This is a genomic window from Comamonas koreensis (assembly GCF_014076495.1).
Classification (GTDB): Bacteria; Pseudomonadota; Gammaproteobacteria; order Burkholderiales; family Burkholderiaceae_C; genus Comamonas; species Comamonas squillarum.
Window position 1 is genome coordinate 881232 of the sequence record NZ_CP043575.1, and the last position, 22177, is coordinate 903408.

Annotated in this window: 21 protein-coding genes; 10 read left to right on the forward strand and 11 right to left on the reverse strand. The window is 65.3% G+C overall.

Going from position 1 to position 22177, the window contains the following annotated elements:
- Positions 1 to 8: 8 nt before the first annotated feature.
- Together map and F0Q04_RS04035 are read right to left on the reverse strand one after the other, a co-directional pair.
- Positions 9 to 803: a type I methionyl aminopeptidase gene (gene map, locus F0Q04_RS04030; RefSeq protein ID WP_182344581.1), complete on the reverse strand. Its 795-nt coding sequence runs from the start codon at positions 801 to 803 to the stop codon at positions 9 to 11.
- Positions 800 to 1030 carry a ParD-like family protein gene (locus tag F0Q04_RS04035; protein WP_116926018.1) on the reverse strand — a complete coding sequence of 77 codons (231 nt, stop codon included), beginning with the start codon at positions 1028 to 1030 and terminating at the stop codon, positions 800 to 802. Before F0Q04_RS04035 ends, map begins: the two co-directional genes overlap by 4 nt.
- A 173-nt stretch (positions 1031 to 1203) precedes the next feature.
- Between F0Q04_RS04035 and F0Q04_RS04040 the strand changes: the two genes are divergently transcribed.
- Together F0Q04_RS04040 and bla are read left to right on the forward strand one after the other, a co-directional pair.
- Positions 1204 to 1863, forward strand: coding sequence for a PadR family transcriptional regulator (locus tag F0Q04_RS04040; RefSeq protein WP_182344582.1), 660 nt, complete (start codon positions 1204 to 1206; stop codon positions 1861 to 1863).
- Between the two features lie 125 nt (positions 1864 to 1988).
- Positions 1989 to 2897 carry a class A beta-lactamase gene (bla, locus tag F0Q04_RS04045; protein ID WP_182344584.1) on the forward strand — a complete coding sequence of 303 codons (909 nt, stop codon included), beginning with the start codon at positions 1989 to 1991 and terminating at the stop codon, positions 2895 to 2897.
- A 12-nt stretch (positions 2898 to 2909) separates the two neighbouring features.
- On the opposite strand, the gene F0Q04_RS04050 is transcribed toward bla, so the two are convergent.
- Together F0Q04_RS04050 and F0Q04_RS04055 are read right to left on the reverse strand one after the other, a co-directional pair.
- Positions 2910 to 3887 (reverse strand): hypothetical protein, encoded by a 978-nt coding sequence (locus tag F0Q04_RS04050; RefSeq protein WP_182344586.1) that lies wholly within the window; start codon positions 3885 to 3887, stop codon positions 2910 to 2912.
- Positions 3888 to 3932: 45 nt separating this feature from the next.
- A complete protein-coding gene (locus tag F0Q04_RS04055) occupies positions 3933 to 4730 on the reverse strand; it encodes a tyrosine-protein phosphatase (protein ID WP_116926193.1) in 798 nt (265 codons plus the stop codon).
- 190 nt (positions 4731 to 4920) lie between these two features.
- On the opposite strand from F0Q04_RS04055, the gene F0Q04_RS04060 reads away from it, so the two are divergent.
- Complete coding sequence (locus F0Q04_RS04060) at positions 4921 to 6153, forward strand: acyl-CoA dehydrogenase family protein (protein WP_116926022.1); 1233 nt, start codon at positions 4921 to 4923, stop codon at positions 6151 to 6153.
- Positions 6150 to 7184, forward strand: a complete 1035-nt coding sequence (locus F0Q04_RS04065) for a phosphotransferase family protein (protein ID WP_116926023.1) — start codon at positions 6150 to 6152, stop codon at positions 7182 to 7184. Before F0Q04_RS04060 ends, F0Q04_RS04065 begins: the two co-directional genes overlap by 4 nt.
- A gap of 111 nt (positions 7185 to 7295) precedes the next feature.
- Here the strand turns inward: F0Q04_RS04065 and F0Q04_RS04070 are convergent, their stop codons facing one another.
- From F0Q04_RS04070 to F0Q04_RS04085, 4 genes are all read right to left on the reverse strand, one after another.
- Positions 7296 to 8939, reverse strand: a complete 1644-nt coding sequence (locus F0Q04_RS04070; protein ID WP_116926024.1) for an MFS transporter — start codon at positions 8937 to 8939, stop codon at positions 7296 to 7298.
- Positions 8940 to 8984: 45 nt separating this feature from the next.
- Complete coding sequence (locus F0Q04_RS04075; RefSeq protein ID WP_182344588.1) at positions 8985 to 10883, reverse strand: amidohydrolase; 1899 nt, start codon at positions 10881 to 10883, stop codon at positions 8985 to 8987.
- Between the two features lie 74 nt (positions 10884 to 10957).
- Positions 10958 to 11653 (reverse strand): hydrolase, encoded by a 696-nt coding sequence (locus F0Q04_RS04080; protein WP_116926026.1) that lies wholly within the window; start codon positions 11651 to 11653, stop codon positions 10958 to 10960.
- A 63-nt stretch (positions 11654 to 11716) separates the two neighbouring features.
- Positions 11717 to 12427, reverse strand: a complete 711-nt coding sequence (locus tag F0Q04_RS04085) for a pirin family protein (RefSeq protein ID WP_116926027.1) — start codon at positions 12425 to 12427, stop codon at positions 11717 to 11719.
- A gap of 122 nt (positions 12428 to 12549) precedes the next feature.
- Between F0Q04_RS04085 and F0Q04_RS04090 the strand changes: the two genes are divergently transcribed.
- Positions 12550 to 13497 carry a LysR family transcriptional regulator gene (locus tag F0Q04_RS04090; protein WP_182344590.1) on the forward strand — a complete coding sequence of 316 codons (948 nt, stop codon included), beginning with the start codon at positions 12550 to 12552 and terminating at the stop codon, positions 13495 to 13497.
- Here the strand turns inward: F0Q04_RS04090 and F0Q04_RS04095 are convergent.
- The gene (locus F0Q04_RS04095; RefSeq protein ID WP_182344593.1) at positions 13494 to 14450 is read right to left on the reverse strand and encodes a DMT family transporter; all 957 of its coding nucleotides are present in this window, start codon (positions 14448 to 14450) and stop codon (positions 13494 to 13496) included. The genes F0Q04_RS04090 and F0Q04_RS04095 overlap by 4 nt on opposite strands.
- 289 nt (positions 14451 to 14739) lie before the next feature.
- Here F0Q04_RS04095 and F0Q04_RS04100 point away from each other — a divergent pair, with 289 nt between their 5' ends.
- The gene (locus F0Q04_RS04100; protein WP_116926030.1) at positions 14740 to 15123 is read left to right on the forward strand and encodes a VOC family protein; all 384 of its coding nucleotides are present in this window, start codon (positions 14740 to 14742) and stop codon (positions 15121 to 15123) included.
- Between the two features lie 64 nt (positions 15124 to 15187).
- Here the strand turns inward: F0Q04_RS04100 and F0Q04_RS04105 are convergent, their stop codons facing one another.
- Together F0Q04_RS04105 and F0Q04_RS04110 are read right to left on the reverse strand one after the other, a co-directional pair.
- On the reverse strand, positions 15188 to 16384 hold the full coding sequence (locus tag F0Q04_RS04105; protein WP_116926031.1) for a multidrug effflux MFS transporter: 1197 nt from the start codon (positions 16382 to 16384) through the stop codon (positions 15188 to 15190).
- Between the two features lie 176 nt (positions 16385 to 16560).
- Entirely contained in the window at positions 16561 to 18585 is a 2025-nt protein-coding gene (locus F0Q04_RS04110; RefSeq protein WP_182344595.1) for an acetoacetate--CoA ligase, read from the reverse strand.
- A 745-nt stretch (positions 18586 to 19330) separates the two neighbouring features.
- On the opposite strand from F0Q04_RS04110, the gene F0Q04_RS04115 reads away from it, so the two are divergent.
- From F0Q04_RS04115 to F0Q04_RS04130, 4 genes are all read left to right on the forward strand, one after another.
- Complete coding sequence (locus F0Q04_RS04115) at positions 19331 to 20386, forward strand: acyltransferase family protein (RefSeq protein WP_116926033.1); 1056 nt, start codon at positions 19331 to 19333, stop codon at positions 20384 to 20386.
- A 103-nt stretch (positions 20387 to 20489) separates the two neighbouring features.
- Positions 20490 to 21128, forward strand: coding sequence for a DUF924 family protein (locus F0Q04_RS04120; RefSeq protein WP_182344597.1), 639 nt, complete (start codon positions 20490 to 20492; stop codon positions 21126 to 21128).
- A 110-nt stretch (positions 21129 to 21238) separates the two neighbouring features.
- Complete coding sequence (locus tag F0Q04_RS04125; RefSeq protein WP_116926034.1) at positions 21239 to 21781, forward strand: ferritin-like domain-containing protein; 543 nt, start codon at positions 21239 to 21241, stop codon at positions 21779 to 21781.
- Positions 21782 to 21844: 63 nt separating this feature from the next.
- Positions 21845 to 22087 (forward strand): hypothetical protein, encoded by a 243-nt coding sequence (locus F0Q04_RS04130; RefSeq protein ID WP_116926035.1) that lies wholly within the window; start codon positions 21845 to 21847, stop codon positions 22085 to 22087.
- The last annotated feature ends 90 nt before the right edge of the window (positions 22088 to 22177 follow it).

Consider the following 22177-nt stretch of genomic DNA (forward strand, 5'->3'; position numbering starts at 1 on the left):
GGCTGCATTTACACCGGCGCGTAGCTGCCGGTGCCATTCGGCCAGGTCGTCAGCACCTCATGGCCATCGGGCGTCACCGCCACCGTGTGCTCCCACTGCGCCGACAGCGAATGGTCCTGGGTCACGACGGTCCAGCCATCGGCCAAGGTCTTGACCTGGCGCTTGCCGGCATTGAGCATCGGCTCGATCGTGAACAGCATGCCCGCCTCTAGCATCAGCCCCTCGCCCGGGTTGCCGTAGTGCAGCACATTGGGGGCATCGTGGTAGGTTTGGCCTATCCCATGGCCGCAGAACTCGCGCACCACGCCAAAGCCTGCCCCTTTGGCCACCGTCTCGATCGCATGGCCGATATCGCCCAAGGTGGCGCCCGGCCGCACCTGGGCAATCCCCGCGCGTAATGCCTCGTAAGTGGTCTCGACCAGTCGTTTGGCCAGAATGCTGGGCGTGCCGACAAAGTACATGCGGCTGGTGTCGCCAAACCAGCCATCCTGGATGACGGCCACATCGATATTGACGATGTCGCCCTTTTTCAGAATCCGGTCCTCGGACGGAATGCCGTGGCAGACGACATGGTTCACCGAGGTGAGGATGGTCTTGGGATAGCCCTGGTAGCCCAGATTGGCCGGCACCGCCTTTTGCACGTTCACGATGTAGTCGTGGCAAATGGCATCCAGCGCCGCGGTGCTGACCCCCGGCACCACATGGGGCGCAATCATCTCCAGCACCTCGGCCGCCAGCTGCGCCGCCTGACGCGCACGGGCCAGCTCGCTCGCCGTATGCACCGGCGTGATGCTTTGCGTCATGCCGCCATCCTTGCCTTGGCAACCAGCGCATGGATATCTAGGCCGCCGTCCAGCTCCGCCTGCACCAGCACCTGGCAGATCGCGCGGTGGTCCAGATCAGGGTACATCTCGGCAAGCATGCCCACCCGCATCCAGTGCTCGGCCTGCGCATTGATGGAACGGGAGAGCGCCGCGCCCGCGACCCGCAGATTCTCATGCATAGGGTCGGAAATTTTGACGATGCCCATGACTATCCTCTATAAAACATACGCAGATTGTATATGTTTTATACATTATTCGTTTATGCGCGGTGTGTGTGGCGATGTCGGTATCGGCAATAAAGATATATCTTTACAAAAAACCGGCTTGAAATCTTCCATTGAAAGATATATCTTAGATGCATCTTAGTAAAGGAACACAGATGCCACATCCCCATCACCACTTTCAGCACCACCCCCACCTCTGCAGCCCCCGTGGCCGCCATATGGGCGAAGAGGGCGGCCCTGGCCGGGGCCCACGCCACCATGGCAATGGCCCGGGCCACGGCCCGCACGACCATGGCCATGGCCATGGCCACGGGCCAGATGCTGCGCGCCACCTGGCGCACAAGCGTGAGCGCATGTTCGAGGCTGGCGGCCTCAAGCTGCTGGCGCTGCATTTGATTGGCCAGCAACCCAGCCATGGCTACGACGTGATCCGCGCCGTGGGCGAGCTGGTGGGCGGCGACTACCAGCCCAGCCCCGGCACGATCTACCCGACCTTGAGCTACCTGGTGGACATGGGCCATGCAACCGCCAGCGAATCCGAAGGCGGGCGCAAGCGCTACACCATCACCGCCGAAGGCGAGCAGGCCCTCGCCGAGCAGGCCGATGCGCTGCAGCTGCTGCTGACGCGCCTGGCCCGTGGCAAGGACCGCGATGCCCGCCAGCGCCCGCCGCAGCTGGTGCGCGCGATCGAGAACTTCAAGATGGCCCTGCGCCTGAAGATGGCCGGCGACGGCGAGACGGCGCTGTCGGCCGAGCAGATCGACAAGATGGCCGCGCTGCTGGACGAGGCCGCTCTGAAGATCGAAAAGGCCTGAGCGCGTTCCGGGCCTGTTGCCCGGCCGCCGCAAAGCTTGCGCCATATCGTGTCGCCAGGCCCTGGGCCGGGGTATGCTCGGTAGCTATCCATCCTCCGGGATGACAACCTCTACCGAGCAAGACCATGCAACGACGCCACTTTGTAGCCGCCACCCTGGTCATGGGCAGCGGCTCTGTTTTTGGCCTGGCCGGATGCGCATCCCGCCAGTCTGCCCACCCCCGTGCCGACCGTGCGCTGCACAAGGCGCTGACCCTGATTGAAGCCCAGAGCGGTGGCCGCCTGGGCGTTTATGCGTTGGATGCCGAGACCGGCGGCGAGGCCGGCTACCGCAGCGATGAGCGCTTTGCGATGTGCAGCACCTTCAAGACCTTGCTGGCCGCCCATGTGCTGTACCTGGGGCAGACGGGGGCGCTGGACCTGGGCCAGCAGGTGCGGGTGACCTCGGCCGACATGGTGCCCTATGCGCCGGTGACGGAAAAGTACCAGGACCAGCCCGGCGGCATCAGCCTGCTGGAGCTCTGCGAAGCGATCGTGGTGGTCAGCGACAACGTCGCGGCCAACCTGCTGCTGCGCGCCAGCGGCGGGCCCGAAGCCTTGACGGCCTGGCTGCGCACCCTGGGCGACAAGGCCACGCGCCTGGACCGCATCGAGCCCCTGCTCAACACGGCAGAGCCCGGCGACCCGCGCGACACCACCACGCCGCGTGCGATGCAGGCGACCTTGCAGGCGCTGCTGCTGGGCGATGTGCTCAAGGGCTATGGCCGCGCGATGCTGCAGCAGTGGCTGACAGACAGCCGCACCGGCGACAAGCGCGTGCGCGCGGGCCTGCCGTCCGAGTGGCGCGTGGGCGGCAAGACTGGTGCCGGTGCCCACAGCACCGCCAATGACTGTCTGATCGCCTGGCCCAATGCCGCCTCTGAAGGCTTGATCATCACGGCCTTCCTGACTGGCGGCGAGCGCACAACGGCGCAAAGCGATGCGGTGATGGCCAAGGTGGGCGCAGCGATTGCGCAATGGCACGCTGCGCTGTAAGCGACGCTACTCCTACGATTTGGCAGCTTGCTGGCGCGGCCCCGCCAGCAAGCCCTTGCACAGCTGCAGCAGCGCCCAGACCAGTACCAGCGGTATCACCAGCGTCTGCAGCGCAAACACCACCATCAAGGTCACGAGCCGCTCGACCTGCTGATCAAGCTGCTGCTGCAGTTCGCTGAGCTTGTCGCGCAGCGCATCGCCCGGGTTGCGCACAAGATCCTGCACCCCCGATGCCGCCTGGCTGGCCGATTGCTGGGCCTGCTGCCCCCATTGCTTGAAGCGTTCCCAGAGGCCGGATGACGCCGTCACGGCGGGGTTGGCCGGTGGGGTCGGCGTTGCTGCGTCCGCACTTGGCGCCTTGGCCGGGGCGCGCACATCAAACTGCTGCAGCTGGCCGACGGGGCCTTCGGTGGCGATTTGGTTTTCCTGGTAGGTGCCAGCCATAAAGTGCTGGAACAGCGCCTCGCTGCCGATGATGGTGACCGGCATTACCAGCCGGGTAAACAGCAGCACCACCAGCAAGCGGCTGAGCCAGGTGGGCACCGCCTGCTGGCGCCAGCGCAGCAGCAGCCAGGCCAGCGCGATGGCGGTAAGCACGCCGGTCACGCCATAGCTGCCACCCATCGATAGCAGCAGCTTTTGCAGGCCAAAGGCAATGCTGGCCCAGAGCATCCAGTCGGCAAACTGCGCCACCAGGTCGCTGATGGGGGCCAGCACCTGACCCAGCGTCAAGGTCAGGCCCACGCCCATCGGCTGCACGGCCAGCTCGGTGCCCTGCAGCACCGAGACGACGCTGTGCAGCGCGCGGGCGGTGGCAAAGCTGAGCAAGGAGCGTTGCAGGCCGTCATCCACATAGCGGTCGGCCATGGCCTGGAAAGCCGGCAGCCAGCACAGCACAACGGCCAGCACCAGCAGGCTGGCCAGTGCGATCTGGCAGGGCGTCCAACGGGATGCGCCCAGAGGGCTCGGAGAGGGGAGCGGTTGGTTCATCGGCGGGCGGCCAGCGGGGTGGCCGTGGGTCGAAGGAACAACCGATTATTCCAGATACATCTGCGCGAGCTTTTGCTGCGCCTTTGCATCCACGCCCAGCACCTTTTCCACATAGTTGGGGATGCTGCCGTAGTCCTGCAGCACAGGCTCGATGGCGGCGGTCAGGAACGGCTCCTGCACCCGCCACAGCACCTGCAGCACTTCCTCGGGGATGTGGGCGGCAGCGGCCACAGCTTCGGCTGGGCGGTGGTAGTAGTCGTTGGTCAGCAGGTAGTCCTGCAACACGACATCCTGAGGCACGCCCAGGGTGGTCAGCAGCAAGGTGGCGGCCCAGCCGGTGCGGTCCTTGCCGGCGGTGCAGTGGAAGACGATGGGCGCATCACTGTCGAGCAGCATCTCGAAGAACTGTGCAAACGGCGCGGCATTGTCGTGGATAAAGCTGCGGTAGGTGTCCTGCATCAGCACGACGGTGTGGTCGGGCGTCAGGCGCTGGCCTTGCTGCATCAGGCTGAAGGCGCGCTGCACAAGCGTTGGCTCAATGGCCAGCGAATGGTGCTGCAGGCCATCGATCGCATAGTGGTCCACGGTTTGCTCGCGCTGGCCGCGAAAATCGGCCGAGCGGGCCACGCCCAGCTCGCGCAGCAGCTGCAGCTGGGACTCAGGGCTGAGCAAGGCCAGGTGGTCAGAGCGGAACAGCTTGCGCCAGCGCACCGTGCGGCCGTCCAGGCCCTGGTAGCCGCCCAGATCGCGGAAATTGGTGGTGCCCGCCAGTGGCAGGTGGCGGCTATGGGCCTGGGGGGTGGCCTCGGAGGTGATGGGTGCAGATTCGGCTTGGATGGGCATGCTTTGTTTATAGCCCATCTGCAAGTCCGGGGTACGACACCAGGGTGTCATCCCTTTGCAGCGCTTTTGAGTGCCGCAGTGCCGGGCGGGCGACTCTGTCTCAACCGTGACGGCCTGGCACGCCGGGCATGGCACCATTTGCCCATGGGTCCTCGCCTGGGGGCCCGCCACCGCTACCGAAGACCGCACCATGGATTTTTCCCTGTCCCCCCAACTGCTGGCACTGCGCGACAAGACCCGCGCGTTTATTGCCGAGCAGGTGATTCCGCTGGAAAACGATGCCCGGCAAAGCCGCCATGGCCCGGATGAGGCGCTGCGCCGCGAGCTGGTCGAGCGCGCCCGCGCGGCCGGCCTGCTTACGCCCCATGCCTCGCGCGAGTTGGGTGGGTTGGGGCTCACGCATGTCGAAAAGGCGGTGGTGTTTGAGGAGGCCGGCTACTCCTGGCTGGGCCCGACGGCACTCAACATCCATGCGCCCGATGAAGGCAATATCCACCTGATGGAGGCGGTGGCCACCCCGGCCCAGCAGGCGCGCTGGCTGCGCCCGCAGGTAGCGGGCCAGCTGCGCTCCTGCTTTGCGATGACCGAGCCGGCGCCCGGTGCCGGATCCGACCCGGCCGCGCTCGCCACCGTGGCGGTGCGCGATGGCGATGACTACCTGATCAGCGGGCAGAAATGGTTCATCACCGGCGCCGAAGGGGCGGACTACGCCATCATCATGGCCCGCACCGAAGACGGCGGCGCCACGATGTTCCTGAGCGATATGGACCAGCCCGGAATCACGCTGGAGCGATCCATGGATGCGATGGATGCCTGCTTTACCGGCGGCCACGGCGTGCTGCGCTTTGACCAGCTGCGTGTGCCCGCCAGTGCCATCCTGGGCGAGGTCGGCAAGGGATTTCGCTATGCCCAGGTGCGCCTGGCGCCCGCGCGGCTGACGCACTGCATGCGTTGGCTGGGCCAGGCCCGGCGCGCGCAGGATGTGGCGCTGGCCTATGCCCGCCGCCGCACCGCCTTTGGCAAGCCGCTGTCCTCGCACGAGGGCGTGGGCTTTATGCTGGCCGACAACGACATGGACCTGCACACCGCGCGCCTGCACATCTGGCACACCGCCTGGCTGCTGGACCAGGGCGAGCAGGGCAGCTACGAGTCGAGCCGGGCCAAGGTCGTCTGCTCCGAGGCCGAATGGCGCGTGGTGGACCGCTGCGTACAGATTTTGGGCGGGCAGGGCGTGACCATGGAAACCCCGGTGATGCGCATCTTCATGGACATGCGCGCCTTTCGCATCTACGACGGCCCCAGCGAGGTGCACCGCTTCAGCATGGCGCGCAAGCTGGTGCAGGCGGCCGAGAAGGATGCGCAGGCCGAGCGCGGTGTGCCGGCGATCATCCAGGCGGTGCCCGCAGCGCCGCGCCCGCTGTGAACGCCGCCTCCAGCCCGCAGGCGCTGGCGCAGCGGCTGCAGCCTTATTTGCAGGACCTGGGTCTGTCGGGTGGCGAGGCGGTCACGGTGAGCGTGCTGGCGGGCGGCCAGTCCAACCCCACCTACAAGCTGCAGCTGGGCGACCGGCAGATGGTGCTGCGCAAGCAACCCGCTGGCAGCCTGGTGGCCGGCGCGCATGCGATTGACCGTGAGCACCAGGTGATGCAGGCCCTGGCCGGCACGGCGGTGCCCGTGCCGCGCATGCTGGCCTATTGCGACGATGCCGAGCTGCTGGGCACGCCGTTCTACCTGATGGATTTTTTGGACGGCCGGGTGCTGGTGGACCCGGCCTTGCCCGGCATGCAGCCGGCCGAGCGCGGCGCGCTGTATGCCGAGATGAACCGCGTGATCGCCGCGCTGCACCAGCTGGACCCGGCCGCGCTGGGCCTGGGCAGCTATGGCCGCGCCGGCGGCTATGTGGCGCGGCAAACCAAGCGCTGGAGCCAGCAGACCCAGCAGTTGCGGGTGCCCGTAGACCCTGCGATGCAGCAGCTGATGGACTGGCTGCCCCAGCATCTGCCCCAGGCCGAAGAGACCACCCTGGTGCATGGCGACTACCGGCTGGACAACCTCGTTTGGCACCGCAGCGAGCCGCAGATCATTGGCGTGCTGGACTGGGAGCTGTCCACCTTGGGCGATCCGCTCGCCGACCTGGCCTACCACGGCATGGCCTGGCGTGTGCCGCCTGCGCTGTGGCGCGGCATGGGTGGTTGTGATCTGGCGGCCTTGGGCATCCCCGACGAGCGCGCCTACCTGGCAATGTATGCCGAGCGCGCGGGCCGCGACCCGGGCCCGTTGTGGGAGTACTACCTCGCCTTCAACCTGTTTCGCATGGCCGCCATCCTCTACGGTATTGCGCAGCGCGCTGCTGATGGCACCGCCGCTGCTGCCGATGCAGTGGCCACAGGCGCCAAGGCCGGCCCGCTGGCAGCGCTGGGCTGGCAATGCGCGCAGGCTTTTGAGCGCGGTTGATCAGCACGCAGAAAAACCGCCACCCGCTGCGGCAGCGGGGCTGGAGCAGTCCCAAAAAGTCGCAAAAAACCCAGGCTGCCGCTGGGCAGACTGGGTGCTGGGATTCAACGATCAGGCATGGCCCTGGGCGGGGTGGTTCACCGACAGGAAATGCTGGACCACCGGGGGCTCGCTGCCTTGGTGGTACTGCGCCACTTCGCTTTGCACATCGGCATCGCTATGGGTGACCCGCTTGTGCTGGCGCAGGTGCTCGGCCCAGGATTCCACCTGGAACCACTCCATGAAGTGGTCCTCGGAGGCGGTGTCCTGCACGATGCCCCAGGCATAGGCGCCATCGCGGCGGCGGGCGGCAGACAGGCGGGCGAGGGCCTTGAGGAAGGGCGCATGGTTGTCCTTGGCCACGTGGTAGCGGATCTGGATCATCACCGGGCCCCGGTCCTTGTCGACGGCGTGGGCGGTCAGTGGCTCGGGCCAGTGGTTGGATGGGACCAGGTCGGCCTCGCCTTCGGGCAGCTTGATGCGGTGGGCGATCAGGCCCATCACGACCAGGCCGGCAGCGCCCACCAGCAAGGTGCTGGGTACACCCAGCGCCTTGGCGGTAAAGCCCCAGCTCAGGCTGCCGAAGGTCATCGCGCCGTTGAACACGGTGAGGTAGACGGCCAGCGCACGGCCCCGCACCCAGTTGGGCAAGATGGCCTGGGCGACACCGTTGAGCGTGGTGAGCGCGGTGATCCAGGACTGGCCCAGCAGCAGCAGTGCTAGCACGGCAGCCCATTGGGGCGGCGACATCGCCAGGAAGGCCATCACGGCAGCCGACACCAGGGCCGACATCAGCAGCAGGCCATCGGAAGACAGGCGGGCACGCAGCTTGGGCAGCAGGAAGGCACCGCCAATGGCGCCGACACCAACGGCGCCCAGCAGCACACCGTAAAAGCCTGCCCCACCGCCCAGCAGCTGGCGGGCCACCAGGGGCAGCAGCGCCCAGACCGAGCTGGCCAGTGCAAAGAACAGGAAGGCACGCAGCAGCACCACATGCAGCTCGCGGCTGGAGCGGGCATAGCGCAGGCCGGCACGGAAGGCGCCGGCAAAGCGCTCGCTCAGGTCGTCCTGCTCGGCCTTGGGGCGCGGCCACCACAACAGCGCAGCAATCACAAAGGCGTAGCTGATCACATCCACCCCATAGGTGACCGAGGCACCCAGGCCCGCCAGCACCACACCACCCAAAGCCGGGCCAATGGCGCGGGCAATATTGATGCCCAGCGAGTTGAGCGCGACGGCCGACTTGAGATCCCGCTTGGCGACCAGCTCGGGCACTATGGCCTGCCAGGTCGGGCCCATCAGTGCGGCGCCAATGCCACCCAGAAAGGTCAGTGCCACGAGCGAGCCCACCGTCTGCATGCCCATCGCCGACAGGGTCATCAAGGTAATGCTGACGCAGGCGAGCAGCACCTGGATGGCGATCAGAAACTTGCGGCGGTCCAGGATGTCGGACAGCACGCCCGCCGGTATCGCCAGCAAAAAGGCCGGGGCCGAGGCTGCCGCCTGCACCAGGGCGACTGCGGTGGGCGAGGACGAGAGGTCGGTCATCAGCCAGGCGCTGGCCACATCGCGCACAAAGCTGCCGGTGTTGCCGACGACGGTGGCGATCCACAGCACGGCAAACAGTTTTTGCTGCAAGGGGGCAAAGCTGCCGCCGGCGGGCTGGGCCGGGGCCGCGGGCGGCGCCGGGGGATGGTCGGGATGGGGGTGGTTCATGGCAGGTCTCGGATCAGCAGAATTTGAAAAGGGGGGCAGGCTCGCTCAGGACATCCAGCAGGAGCAGCCCAGTGCACCAAAGAAGCCTTGCATGTCGGAGGCCGGTACTTGGGACACCCAGGCATTGGCATGCTGGTGACCGTGCATGCCGCATTGGCTGCCGCAGCCGCAGCCAGCAGCCAGGCTGCGGTAGCGCGCGGGGTTCAGCGAGTTTTTGCCAGCGCCTTCGGGCTCGCCCCAGGCGCCATAGCCACCAAAGCGGCGCACGGGCGACCAGTCGGGCATCGCAGGGGGCAGGGGGTTGTCGTCATGGCGGGCAAAGCTGCCTGCGCCATACACCACCCGGCCACCTACGACGGTCAGGTCGGAGGTGAGGAAGGAGATCTCATCCTCAGGCACCTGGAAATAGTCCTTGCTCGGCACGATCAGGTCGGCAAACTGGCCCACCTGGATGCGGCCACGCGCACCTTCCTCGTTGGAGAACCAGGCCACGTTCTCGGTCCACATGCGCAGGGCGGTTTCGCGGTCCAGCAGGTTGCGCTCGGGGTACATCTGCATGCCGCCGACGGTCTTACCGGTCACCATCCAGGACAGCGACACCCATGGGTTGTACGAGGCCACGCGGGTGGCATCGGTGCCCGCAGAGACCTTGACGCCTTTTTCCAGGATTTTCTTGACCGGCGGCGTGGCTTCCATCGCCTTGTGGCCATAGCGCTCGGCAAAGTACTCGCCCTGGTAGGCCATGCGGTGCTGCACGGCAATGCCGCCGCCCAGCGCAGCGATGCGGTCGATCGAGCGGTCGGAGATGGTTTCGGCGTGGTCAAAGAACCAGTTCAGGCCGTCGATGGGTGTTTCCTGGTGCACCTTTTCGAACACATCGAGCGCGCGGCTGATGGTCTCGTCATAGGTGGCATGCAGGCGCCAGGGCCATTGGTTCTGGACCAGCACGCGCACCACATCTTCCAGCTCGGTCTCCATCTGCGGCGGCATGTCGGGGCGGGGCTGGCGAAAGTCTTCAAAGTCAGCGGCCGAGTACACCAGCATTTCGCCCGCGCCGTTGTGGCGGAAGTAGTCGTTGCCCTGCTTGTACTTGACCGACTGCGTCCACTGCAGAAAGTCGTCCTTCTCTTCCTTGGGCTTTTGCGTGAACAGGTTGTAGGCCAGGCGCACGGTGATCTGGCCTTGCTGGTTCAGTTCTTCGATGACCTGGTAGTCATCGGGGTAGTTCTGCGATCCACCACCGGCGTCGATGACACCGGTCACGCCCAGGCGGTTGAGCTCGCGCATGAAGTGGCGCGTGGAGTTGACCTGGTACTCGAAGGGCAGCTTGGGGCCCTTGGCCAGGGTGGAATAGAGGACGGTGGCATTGGGCTTGGCCAGCAGCAGGCCCTGCGGGTTGCCCTGGCTGTCGCGCACAATCTCGCCGCCCGGTGGCTGGGGCGTGTCGCGGTGGTAGCCCACGGCGCGCAGCGCAGCGGCGTTGAGCAGGGCGCGGTCATACAGGTGCAGCAGGAACACGGGCGTGTCCGGCGCAATCGCATTGATCTCGGCCAGGGTCGGCAGGCGCTTTTCGACAAACTGGTGCTCGCTAAAGCCGCCCACCACGCGCACCCATTGCGGCGCCGGCGTGATCGCCACCTGCTGGCGCAGCATCTCCAGCGCATCGGCGAGCGACCGCACCCCATCCCAGCGCAGCTCCATGTTGAAGTTCAGACCGCCGCGAATCACATGGGTGTGGTTGTCGAACAGGCCGGGCAGCGCGCTGCGGCCTTGCAGGTCGATCTTGCGGGTGCCGCTGGCAGCCAGCGCCAGCACCTCTGCATCACTGCCCACCGCGACAAACTTGCCATCGCGGATGGCCACAGCGCTGGCCGTGGGCTGGGCCTTGTTCAAGGTGGTAAAGCGGCCGTTGTGAAAAATGGTGTCGGGGCTGGAGGTGGTCATGGCAGTGGCGTGCGGGGTGGGTGGTGCGGGGAGGCCAGCGGGGGTGGGGGGCTACCCCACCACAAACAAGGCAATTAAACAGCGGGCTTGGGGCCGATGGTGTTGCCGTGCTGCGCACGCTCTGGGGATTTGTGCACCATCGTGTACGCATAGTCCACGCCCATGCCATAGGCACCGGAGTGTTCGCGCACGATGTCCATCACCGCGTCATAGGTCTCGCGCTTGGCCCAGTCACGTTGCCATTCCAGCAGCACCTGCTGCCAGGTGACGGGCACCACACCAGCCTGCACCATGCGCTGCATCGCCTGGTTGTGCGCTTCGAGCGAGGTGCCGCCCGAGGCATCAGCCACCATGTAGATCTCGTAGCCGGCGTCATGCATGGCGCTAAGTGCAAAGGTGGTGTTGCAGACCTCGGTCCACAGGCCCGAGACGATGATCTTCTTGTGGCCCTTGGCAACGTTGGCGGCCAGCGCATCACGCACATTCTGGTCGTCCCAGGAGTTCATCGACGTGCGCTCCAGGATGGGGTTGCTGGGGAATACGTTCAGCAGCTCTGGGTAGGTGTGGCCCGAGAAGCTGTGGGTCTCGACCGTCGTGATCGTCGTCGGCACGCCAAACACCTGGGCCGCCTTGGCCAGGCCCACCACGTTGTTCTTCAGCGTCTGGCGGTCGATGGACTGCACGCCAAAGGCCATCTGGGGCTGCTGGTCGATGAAGATCATCTGGCTGTTGGCGGGGGTCAGGACTTCGAGGAAAGATTTGTTGGTCATGGTGCGTGCTCTTGAAAGGTTAAAAAACGGGAAGGAAGCTGTCTACAAAGGATCTACAGGTGCTCAGTTCAGGGCCGGTGCATCCACCAGCACGATTTCGGTGTCTTCCGTGGCGGTGATGCGGATCGTGGTCTCGCCATGGATGGCAGCACCATCGCGGCTGGACAGCGCCACACCATTGACCGAGGCACTGCCCTTGGCAAGGACGAGGTAGCCATAGCGGTCGGCATGGTCAAAACCGTAGTCCAGGCTTTCACCGGCCTTGATCGTGGCACCCAGCACCCGGGCATTGGCACGGATGGGCAGCGCGTCGCCATCACCGTCCATGCCGCTGGCCAAGGTCACGAACTTGCCGCTGCGGTCGCCCTTGGGGAAGGGCTTGGCGCCCCAGCTGGGCTTGTCGCCTTGGCGGTCGGGCAGGATCCAGATCTGGAAGATGCGGGTCGTCGTGGACTCGAGGTTGTATTCCGAGTGGCGCACGCCGCTGCCGGCGCTCATCACCTGCACATCACCGGCTTCGGTGCGGCCTCGGTTGCCCAGGCTGTCTTCATGGGTGATCGCACCTTCTCGGACATAGGTGATGATTTCCATGTCGGCATGGCCGTGCGGTGGGAAGCCGGTTTGCGGCGCGATGGTGTCATCGTTCCAGACCCGCAGAGCGCCCCAGTTCACGCGCTGGGCGTCACGGTAGTCGGCAAAAGAGAAGTGGTGCTTGGCATCGAGCCAACCGTGGTTGGCACCGCCCAGGCTGTCAAAGCTGCGTCGTTCAATCATGTCTTTCTCCAGGTGTTTTGTCGTCGATGAAGAAAGTGTAGGTCGCCTTGAATATGATTAAAATAGAAAATATAGAAAAGCATTCATTCCATATTTGATGTGATTGAGAAAGCGATGAAGCCATGAGCAAGCTGCCTGACCTGGAGGCCTGGGCCATTTTTGCCAAGGTCGCCGAGACCGGATCGTTCGCGCGCACCGCTGCCGAGCTGGCGCTGTCGCAGGCAACGGTATCGAAGGCCATCACGCGGCTGGAGGGCCGCATGAAGACCAGCCTGTTCCACCGCACCTCACGCCGCATGGCGCTGACCGATGCCGGCAGCAGCGCGCTGGAGCGGGCCACGCGCATCCTGCAGGAGGGCGAGGCGGTGGAGGCCGACATCACCGACCGCTCCACCAGCCTGCGCGGCCAGATCCGCATTGCCGCGCCGATGTCCTTTGGCATTGCGCGGCTGTCGCCGATCCTGCCCAAGTTCATGGAGATGCACCCGGATGTGGAGCTGAACCTGCACTTTGCTGACGAGCAGGTGGACCTGATCCGCGACCGCTTTGACCTGGCGCTGCGCATTGCCAACCTGAGCGATTCGAGCCTGATTGCGCGCACCCTGTGCAAGGTGCGCATCTTGCTGGTCGGCTCTCCTGCTTATTTCGAGCGCTATGGCCACCCGGTGCACCCGCGCGATCTGGCCCAGCACAAGGGCCTGCAGTACAGCCTGGCGCGCTATGGCACCAGCTGGCGCTTTCGCCATGCGCGCCATGGCGAGTACACGCAGGTGATGCCGATACAGATGCAGGTCAACAATGCCGAGGCGCTGCAGCCCGCACTGCTGGCCGGCATGGGGCTGGCGCTGCAGCCGTCATTTCTGGTGTGGCAGGAGCTGCGCGATGGCAGCCTGCAGACCGCCATGCCGGGCTGGGAGGCCGATGTGCTGTCGCTGAACATCGTCACCCCGCCGGGCCGTACGCGGCCAGCGCGCGTGCAGGCCTTTATGGACTATGCGGCCCAGCAGTTCATGAACGAGCCCTGGGCGGAGCTGCCGCCGCAGCTGGCCGAGAACCCGCTGGCGGTTTAGCGCGCTGCCGCTGCAGCCACCGCAGCACGCGGTGTGCGCCGGCCCCAGTTCATCACCGCGTTGCCCGCTAGCGCCATCGCGCCCCCGGCGAGCATGGGTGCATCGATCTGCTCGCCCAGCCACAGGGCCGAGCAGGCCACGCCAATCACCGGCACCAGGGTGATATAGCCCGATGCCGCACCAGCGCCCAGTGCCTTGACGCCATCAAAGTACCATGCGTAAGCCAGTGCGGTAGAGCCCCAGGCCAGAAACAGCAGCGCGCCCCAGGCGGGCAGGCCCGCATCGAAGGCCTGGGCCATGCCCTGCGGCCCTTCGACCACCAGGCTGGCGGCCAGCAGCATCACGGCGCCGATGGTCGCGGTGACGGCCGTGGTGGACAGCGCATCGACCCCGGCCAGAATCGCCCGGCCCAGCAAGGTGTAGCTGACCCAGCAGGCCACGCAGCCCAGGATCAGCAGTTCGCCCCGGCCCAGGCCACCGGCCAGCAGCTGGGCTGGATCCCCATGCGAGATGACCAGCACCGCACCCAGCGCCGCCAGCGCCATGCCCAAGGCAATCGTGCGGTTGATGCGTTCCCGAAAGATCCAGGCAGCCAGCAGCAAGGTGAGCACCGGGTTGAGCGTGATGACCAGCGCCGCCTTGCTGGCGGGCAGGTACTGCAGGCCACTCAAAAAACAGGCCGCGTAACCAAATACGCCTGTAGCTGCAGCGGCGGCCATGCCCAACCAGCGCTTGGGCGACCAGTGCCTGAGCCCGGCCATGCCGCCTGCCGCATACAGCCAGACCAGCAGCACCACGGCGGCCAGTACAAAACGCAGGCCCGACGCTGCCAGTGGCGGCATGTGCTGGGCCACCATGCGGCCACTGGGCCAGGACGCGCCCCAAAGCAAGGCCATGCCCATCAAACGCAGGTGTGAGGCGGCCTGTGGGCCGAGGATATTTTGTAAATTCATGTGTGGATGGTGCCTGCACCCGGCGCGCGCAACGCACGCCAGCAGGCTCGGGGCGACTATAGCGGCTGTGCGTGTTCGGTGATTGGCAGGCAGGCGACAGGTGACCAGAACCAGGGGCTAAGGACTGGCACTTGCACGGCCAGGCACTGTTGTGTGCTGGCTGCAAACCGGCCCGCGCGATGGTGGATACTGCGCGACAAGCGCCCGTTTTCAGCCGCCCGCCAGCGCCGCTATAGTGGCAGCTGCCCGATCTTTCCCCAACGTCTTACCCATCTGCAAGGAGACACCCATGTTCAGCCACATCATGCTCGGCACCAGCGATCTGGAGAAATCACGCCAGTTCTACGACGCCTTCCTCGCCGAGTTGGGCGTGCCCCCGGGTGCCGCCAACAAGAACCGCTATTTCTGGCGCGCCAATGGCGGCACCTTCAGCGTCAGCACCCCCATCAATGGCGAGGCAGCCACTATCGGCAATGGCAGCACGACTGGCTTTGCCGCCAGCAGCACCGAGCAGGTCGACCAGGCCCATGCGGTGGGCCTGGCCCATGGCGGCGTGGCCTGTGAAGACCCACCGGGCTGGCGCGGCGAAGGCCCTGCGGCCCTGTACCTGGCCTACCTGCGCGACCCGGATGGCAACAAGCTCTGCCTGGCCTACCGCCAGCCCAAGGTTTAAACCTCCAAAAGCAAAAACGCCCCGCAAGCTGCGGGGCGTTGTCGTTAGAGGTCGTTGGCAGGCATCAGACCCGGGCGCCGCGCCGGCCGCCCAAGGTGATCCAGGTCAGCAGCACGCCGCACAGCGCGCCGGTGGCCATGCCCACCACCATCGGCAGCGGTTTGCCGCTGGAGAACAGGCCCACGATCTGCATGGCGACCGCGCCGGTCAGCATCTGCAAGGTGCCCAGCAAGGCCGAGGCTGTGCCGGCAATCTGGCCATGCGCCTCCAGCGCCAGCACCGAAGTCGTGGGGATCACCAGGCCCATCAAGCCGCTGGCGACAAAGTACAGGCCAATCAACACGGCGAGCTGGTCGCCACCCACCAGGTAGTAGGCCAGCAGGCAGCACATCACCACACCGCTGGCGGTAGCGGCCAGCTTGACAACGGGCACCAGGCCAAAGCGCTTGCCCAGCATGCCGGTAAACTGCGCCGCGCCAATAAAGGCAATCGCATTGAATGCAAAGGCCATGCTGTACTGCGTGGTGCTGAGGCCGTAGTGGTTGATCAGCACAAAGGGCGAGCCGGCCAGGTAGACAAAGAAACCGGCCATCGCGCAGGCGCCGATAAACACCAGGCCCAGGTAGTGCCAGTCGCGCAGCAGCAGGCCATAGGCCTGGAGCACACCGCCCAGGCTGCTGTCCACGCCGTTGTTGGATGCGCGCGTCTCGGGCAGGCCGCGCGCCATGGCCACCATGCCGATCAGCGCGGCCACTGCCACCACCCAGAACACCATGCGCCAGCCGCCGATTGCAATCACCCCGCTGCCGGCCAGCGGCGCGAGGATGGGCGAGACGCTGAAGACCAGCATCAGCAGCGACATCATGCGCGCGGCCTCGTGGCCGGTGTGCAGATCACGCACCACCGCGCGCGGAATGGCCATGCCCGCTGCGGCACCCAGGCCCTGGATAAAGCGCAGCACCACCAGCGTGTGGATGTCCTGCGCCAGCGCGCAGCCGACACTGGCCAGCACAAAAATCGCCAGGCCCAGGTAGAGCGGCTTCTTGCGGCCCCACATATCGGCCAGGGTGCCAAACAGCGGCTGGCCCACGCCCAGCGCCAGGAAGAAGGCCGTCAGGCTGGCCTGCACGGCCCCGACGGGCGCTTGCAGGCTGGCGCCAATCTGCGGCAGGGCCGGCAGGTACATGTCGATGGCAAAGGGGCCAATGGCGGATAGCAGGCCCAGGATAAACACCAGGCGCAGAGAAATGGATGAAGGCATACAGGTTGCAGACACGCAGGCGGGTGGCCTGCGCGTCTTCAGGAGGAGGGTCGGTGGCGAGAAGGTGCTGTGGCACGGGCCCTGGGGCTCAGGCGCCGAGGCTGGGGGTCCCAGCCGGAGCGTCTCGATAGCTTTCCATTATCGCACCGTCCGTCCATCGCTGCAGCGCAGGGCTTTCAGCCAGCGGCTGGCTGGCTGAGCCGCGCCAGATGCTGGGCGGCAAAGGCCTCGAACCAGGGCAGGCAGCCGGGGTTGGCCATGGTCTGCGGGTTCAGCACCTTGTCCGCAGGCTGGCCCAGCAGCAGCTTTTTGATCGGCAGCTCCAGCTTTTTGCCGGTCAAGGTGCGCGGCACCTCGGCCACCTGCGCGATGGTGTCGGGGATAAAGCGGGGCGACAGCGCAGTGCGTATCGCCTGCTCGATGCGGCCCTGGATGGCGGCGTCCAGCACCAGGCCCTCGCGCAGCACGACAAACAGCGGCATATAGCTGTTGCGGCCCAGGTACTCCAGGTCGATGACCATCGAATCCTGCACCTCGGGCAACGCCTCGATGGCGTTGTAGATCTCGCTGGTGCCCATGCGCAGGCCCTGGCGGTTGATGGTGGCGTCGCTGCGGCCATAGATCACGCAGCTGCCGTCACTGTTGATCTGGATCCAGTCGCCATGGCGCCAGATGCCGGGCCAGTGGTCGAAATAACTGTCCAGGTAGCGCTGCTTGCCCGGGTCGTTCCAGAAGTACAGCGGCATCGAAGGGATAGGCCGGGTGCAGACCAGCTCGCCGACCTCGTCGCGCACGGCCTGGCCTTGTTCGTTCCATGCCTCCACCGCATGGCCCAGCCAGCGGCATTGCATGCGGCCGGGCGCCTGGGGCAGGCTGCGGTTGCCGCCGATGAAGGCGCCACAAAAATCGGTACCGCCGGAGATATTGCACCAGAACACCTCACCGGCACCGGCTGCCTGCAGCTGGGCGCTGCCCCAGCGCTGCACCTCGGGTGCCAGCGGCGAGCCGGTGCTGCCCAAGGTGCGCACCTGCTGCAGGCCAGCGATGGCACCCACGTCGAGGCCGGCCTTCATGCAGTTGCTGAAATAAGCGGCCCCCGCGCCAAAGATGGTGGTGTGGTGGCGCGCGGCAAAGCGCCACAGCACGCCCCAGTCGGGCTGGCTGCTGCTGCCGGCCGGGTGGCCGTCGAAGATGGTGATCGTGGTGCCAAACAGCAGGCCGCTGACCTGGATGTTCCACATCACCCAGCCGGTGGAGCTGTACCAGAGAAAGCGCTCGCCCGCATGGCTGTCGCTGTAGCTGGCGCCCAGGTCGTTGTGCAACCCCGCCACATGCAAGGCCAGCAGGATGCCGCCAGTGCCATGCACGATGGGCTTGGGCAGGCCGGTGGTGCCGCTGGAGTAGACGATCCAGATCGGGTGGTCAAACGGCAGCCATTCGGGCTCGAACGCCGCGACGGCCTGCGCGTCCTGGCCGGTGGTGGCCCAAGCCCAGCTGTGGCTGCCTACCGGCGCGGCGGCATAGGGGCTTTGCACAATGAGGCAGTGCTGCACGGTGGGCAGCTCGGCCAGCAGTGCCTGCACCACGGCACTGCGGTCCAGCGGCTTGCCGCCGTAGTAGACGCCATCGACGGCGATCAAGGCCTTGGGCTCGATCTGCTTGAAGCGGTCCACCACGGCAGCCACGCCCATGTCGGGGGCGCAGACGCTCCAGACCGCGCCGAGGCTGACGCAGGCCAGCATCGCGACCACCGTCTCGGGGATATTGGGCATATAGGCGGCCACGCGGTCGCCCCGGCCAATGCCCAGGCTGCGCAGCGCCACCGCAACCGAGGCCACCTGGCGCTGCAGCTCGGGCCAGGCCATCTCGCGCACCTGGCCGAGTTCGTTGTCGCTGACGATCGCTGGCACCCCGGCCTGCTGGGCCGCTGCCGTGTGGCGCAGCAGCTGGCGCGCCAGGCTGACCTGGGCGCCGCTGAACCAGCGCGCATCGGGCATGGCATCGTCGCTCAGCACCTCGGTGATCGGCGTAGGAGATTCAAGCTGGTAGTAGTCCCAGATGCTGAGCCAGAAATCGGCCAGATGCGCCACCGACCAGGCATGCATGGCCTCGTAGTCGTCAAAGTGCAGGCCATGCTGCTGGCTGAGCCATTGCGCGTAGTGCTCGATCTGGGGCAGGGGGGAGGGGGCAGAGGTGGTCATGGCAAAAGAAAAAGCGTAGCCCGAGCGTACGCAAAGCGGCGCGCGCTTGCATGGGGGTTAGCACGCAAGCTGTCACCCTGGCAGCAGGTGCGCTGTTTCTGGTCCCAGGGCCTCCGGCATCCTGATTTGCAATGTTATTTTTTGTCAGTTGCATCCCGCTTTTTACGACAGCAGGGCATCGCTAGCTGGCACAATTCGCGCCCGGGTGCTGACGGGTGCCTTTCGTTTTTTCCTACACAGCGCTTGCGGGCCCGCAGGCGATCATCGCCATGCAGGCTTGGCACAGCGTGCGAAGCAGGCAGGGGCCCCGGGCGCAGACCCAGCGGGCCAGGCAAGGCAGAGGGGATGGACGGCGAGGAGCGGGCGTGCTGGGCCACCAGGCGCAGCGCTGCAAGGTGACTGCAAGATGGACGCATTTGCGGTGCATTGGTCACAAAATAAAGCATCCACGCCGGAACTAAATCGATAGGCTCGGGTTCTCAATCGTCGCGCTCTGGCGCATGGTTGGTATTCCCTGCATGCCCTGGAGACCAGCGGCCATGCGGGGACCACAAAGCCCGATGGGTCAGCTTTCGTGCCACTTGGCGCGTTAAGCACTGATGTTTAATTCCCAGCAAGCGCTGGTTGGCCAGCCTCCGGGCCTGCACCAAAACAGCGCAACAAATGACACCAAGTCTGGGAGCGCAACAACGGCTGAGGCCTTGTTGCGGTTAGATGGAGATCTTTGGTTTTGTCTGGATTCCGTATGAAATACAACCCTGCGCTCGATGGTATGCGCGCAGTGGCAATCGTCCTGGTGTTCCTGTCACACGCCCATGCGCCGATGTTTGATGGCGCGTTTTTTGGCGTGGACCTGTTCTTTGTGCTCAGCGGGTTTTTGATCACGTCGCTGCTGCTGAAAGAACACCAGCAATCGGGCCGGCTTGACTTCTGGCGCTTTTACAAGCGCCGCTTTTTGCGCCTGGGCCCGGCCTTGCTGCTGTTTCTGGCCGCCTACTGGCTGTTTGCGCCGCTGATCTGGCCCGGTCTCGATGATGTGAACCAGGACGTGGTGGTCTCTGCGCTGTACCTGGCCGACTACGGCATCGCCTTTTTTGACAGCCCGGACACCTTGCTGCACATGTGGTCGCTGTCGGTGGAAGAGCACTTCTACCTGGTCTGGCCGCCGCTCTTGGTGCTGCTGCTGGCGCATACCGCGCGCAAGCAGCTGTGGCGCCCGGTGCTGCTGCTGGTGGCGCTGATGTTTGTCTGGCGCGCCTACTGGGTGGTCCAGGGCCAGCACTTCTACGAAATCTTCTTCCGCTTTGACACCCGCGCCACCGGCATGCTGCTGGGCAGCGCGCTGGCCGCTGTGGCCGTGCACCGCCCCGAGTGGATGGATGCGCTGCATGCACGCCAAAAATACCTGCTGTGGCTGCTGCCGGTGCTGCCCTTTGCCGTGATTGGCTACGGGTGGGACGACGCCGGTGCGCTGCTCTGGGGCTTTGCGCTGGTGGAACTGGTGGCCGCTGCCATCATCGTTGCCGTGAGCAAGCAAAAGGGTGTGCTGTTCGACATGCTGAGCCTGCCGGCCCTGGTCTGGGTGGGCAAGATGTCCTACGGCATCTACCTCTGGCACTACCCTGTTGTGCGCCTGCTGCGCGCCCACACCGACTGGCAGTGGGTGGTGATCCTGGGCCTGCCGATCTCGGCCGCGTTTGCCGCGCTGTCCTTCTACACCATCGAGCGCTGGGCGCTGGGTCTGCGTGACCGCTCCAGCAGCAAGCCAGTGCAGCAGCCTGCCGGCTCGCGCACCGCATAAGCGGCGGTCACCCAGAACAAAGCCGGGCCTTGCCCGGCTTTGTTGTTTCTGCAGGCTGCTGCTGCATGGTAAAAAACGGTCTTTGATTGATACAGGCTTCGCCATGACCTCAGCTTCCGCACCCGCACCCGCACCCATCGCCTCTGCCGACGAGGTACTGCAATTCTGGTTGGGTAGCGCTCGCCCCAGCAACAGCGAGGCCTTGCAGCACAAGCAGCAATGGTTCAGCAAGTCCGATGCATTCGATGCGCGCATCCGTACGCATTTTGGCGTGACGGTGCAGGCGGCGCTCAAGGGTGATTTGCCTGGCTGGACAGAGGGCGTCTGGGATACGCTGGCCCGCATCATCGTGCTCGACCAGTTCACACGCAATATCTACCGGGGCACGCCCGAATCCTTTGCTGGCGACCCGCTGGCATTGCAGCTGGCGCTCGGCCTGTGCGACAGCGGCCAGGACCAGGCGCTGCCGGCAGTGGTGCGGGTATTTGTCTATCTGCCGCTGGAGCATGCCGAGGATGCGGCCTTGCAGCAGCGCAGTGTGGACCTGTTTGCCCAGCTGCGTGACAGCCACCCCGAGCCCGCCGAGCTGCAGACCTATCTGCAAGGCACCTGGGATTACGCGCTGCGCCACCAGGCCGTCATCACCCGCTTTGGGCGTTTTCCGCACCGCAATGCGATCTTGGGCCGCCGCAGCACCGCCGAAGAGCTGCACTATCTGGCCCAGCCCGGGGCGGGATTCTGAACTTTTAGCGCAAGCACAGTAGCCCTTGTCTCACAGACGCGGGGCTGCGGCGGGTTTACCTTGGAGGGGTACTGTTTACAAAACAACCTCCCACAAAAAAGGAAGCCACGATGCCAGATAAATCCCGCACCCCGCTGGCGCTTGATACCAAGCGTCTCGACGCCGCCAAGAAGAGCCTGGAAGAAGGCGCTGTGCTGCCCGATGACTCTCCATACCGTGAGGACATCATCCGTCTGCTCAACGATTCGCTGGCCACCGAGCTGGTCTGCATCCTGCGCTACAAGCGCCACCATTTCACCGCGACGGGCCTGGAATCGCCGGCCATTGCAGAAGAGTTCTTGGTACATGCGCAAGAAGAGCAGGCCCATGCCGACCGTATTGCGACCCGCATCGTGCAGCTGGGCGGCGAGCCCGACTTCAACCCCGACAGTCTGACGGCCCGCAGCCATGCCGACTACAACGACGACATGGACCTGCACTCGATGATCCGCTCCAACCTGGTGGCCGAGCGCGTCGCCATCGAGGCCTATACGCAGATGGTTGATCTGATCGGTGACAAGGACCACACCACGCGCCGCCTGATCGAGCAGATTCTGGAGCAGGAGCAAGAGCACGCCGATGAGCTGTCCGATTGGATGAAAAAGGCCCAATAAGGGCCACCACACCCGAACCGCAACCGAGTTGCGGTTTTTTTATGCCGATGGAGGAAAAGACGGATGACCGATACAGAAGCAACACGCAAGAATGCCAAGCACCTGCTCTACCTGATGGTCAACGAGGAGCTGCTGCGCGCGGGCGATGGTTTGGATGCGGAATCTTTGAGCCATGTGCTGGAGCGCCATGGCGTCAGCGCCGCAGAGCAGCAACCTGCCATGGACTATGCCTGCGAGCAAGGCTGGTTGCAGAAGGGCGAGAACGGCCAGCTGCAGATCACCGAAACCGGTTTTGCATTGGATTAAGAGCTGTGAGCACAGCCCAGCAAACCGGAGGTTTGCGGTTGAAGCTAGGCGTCCCCGACTAGGCGTCCCCGACTAGGCGTCTCCGACTAG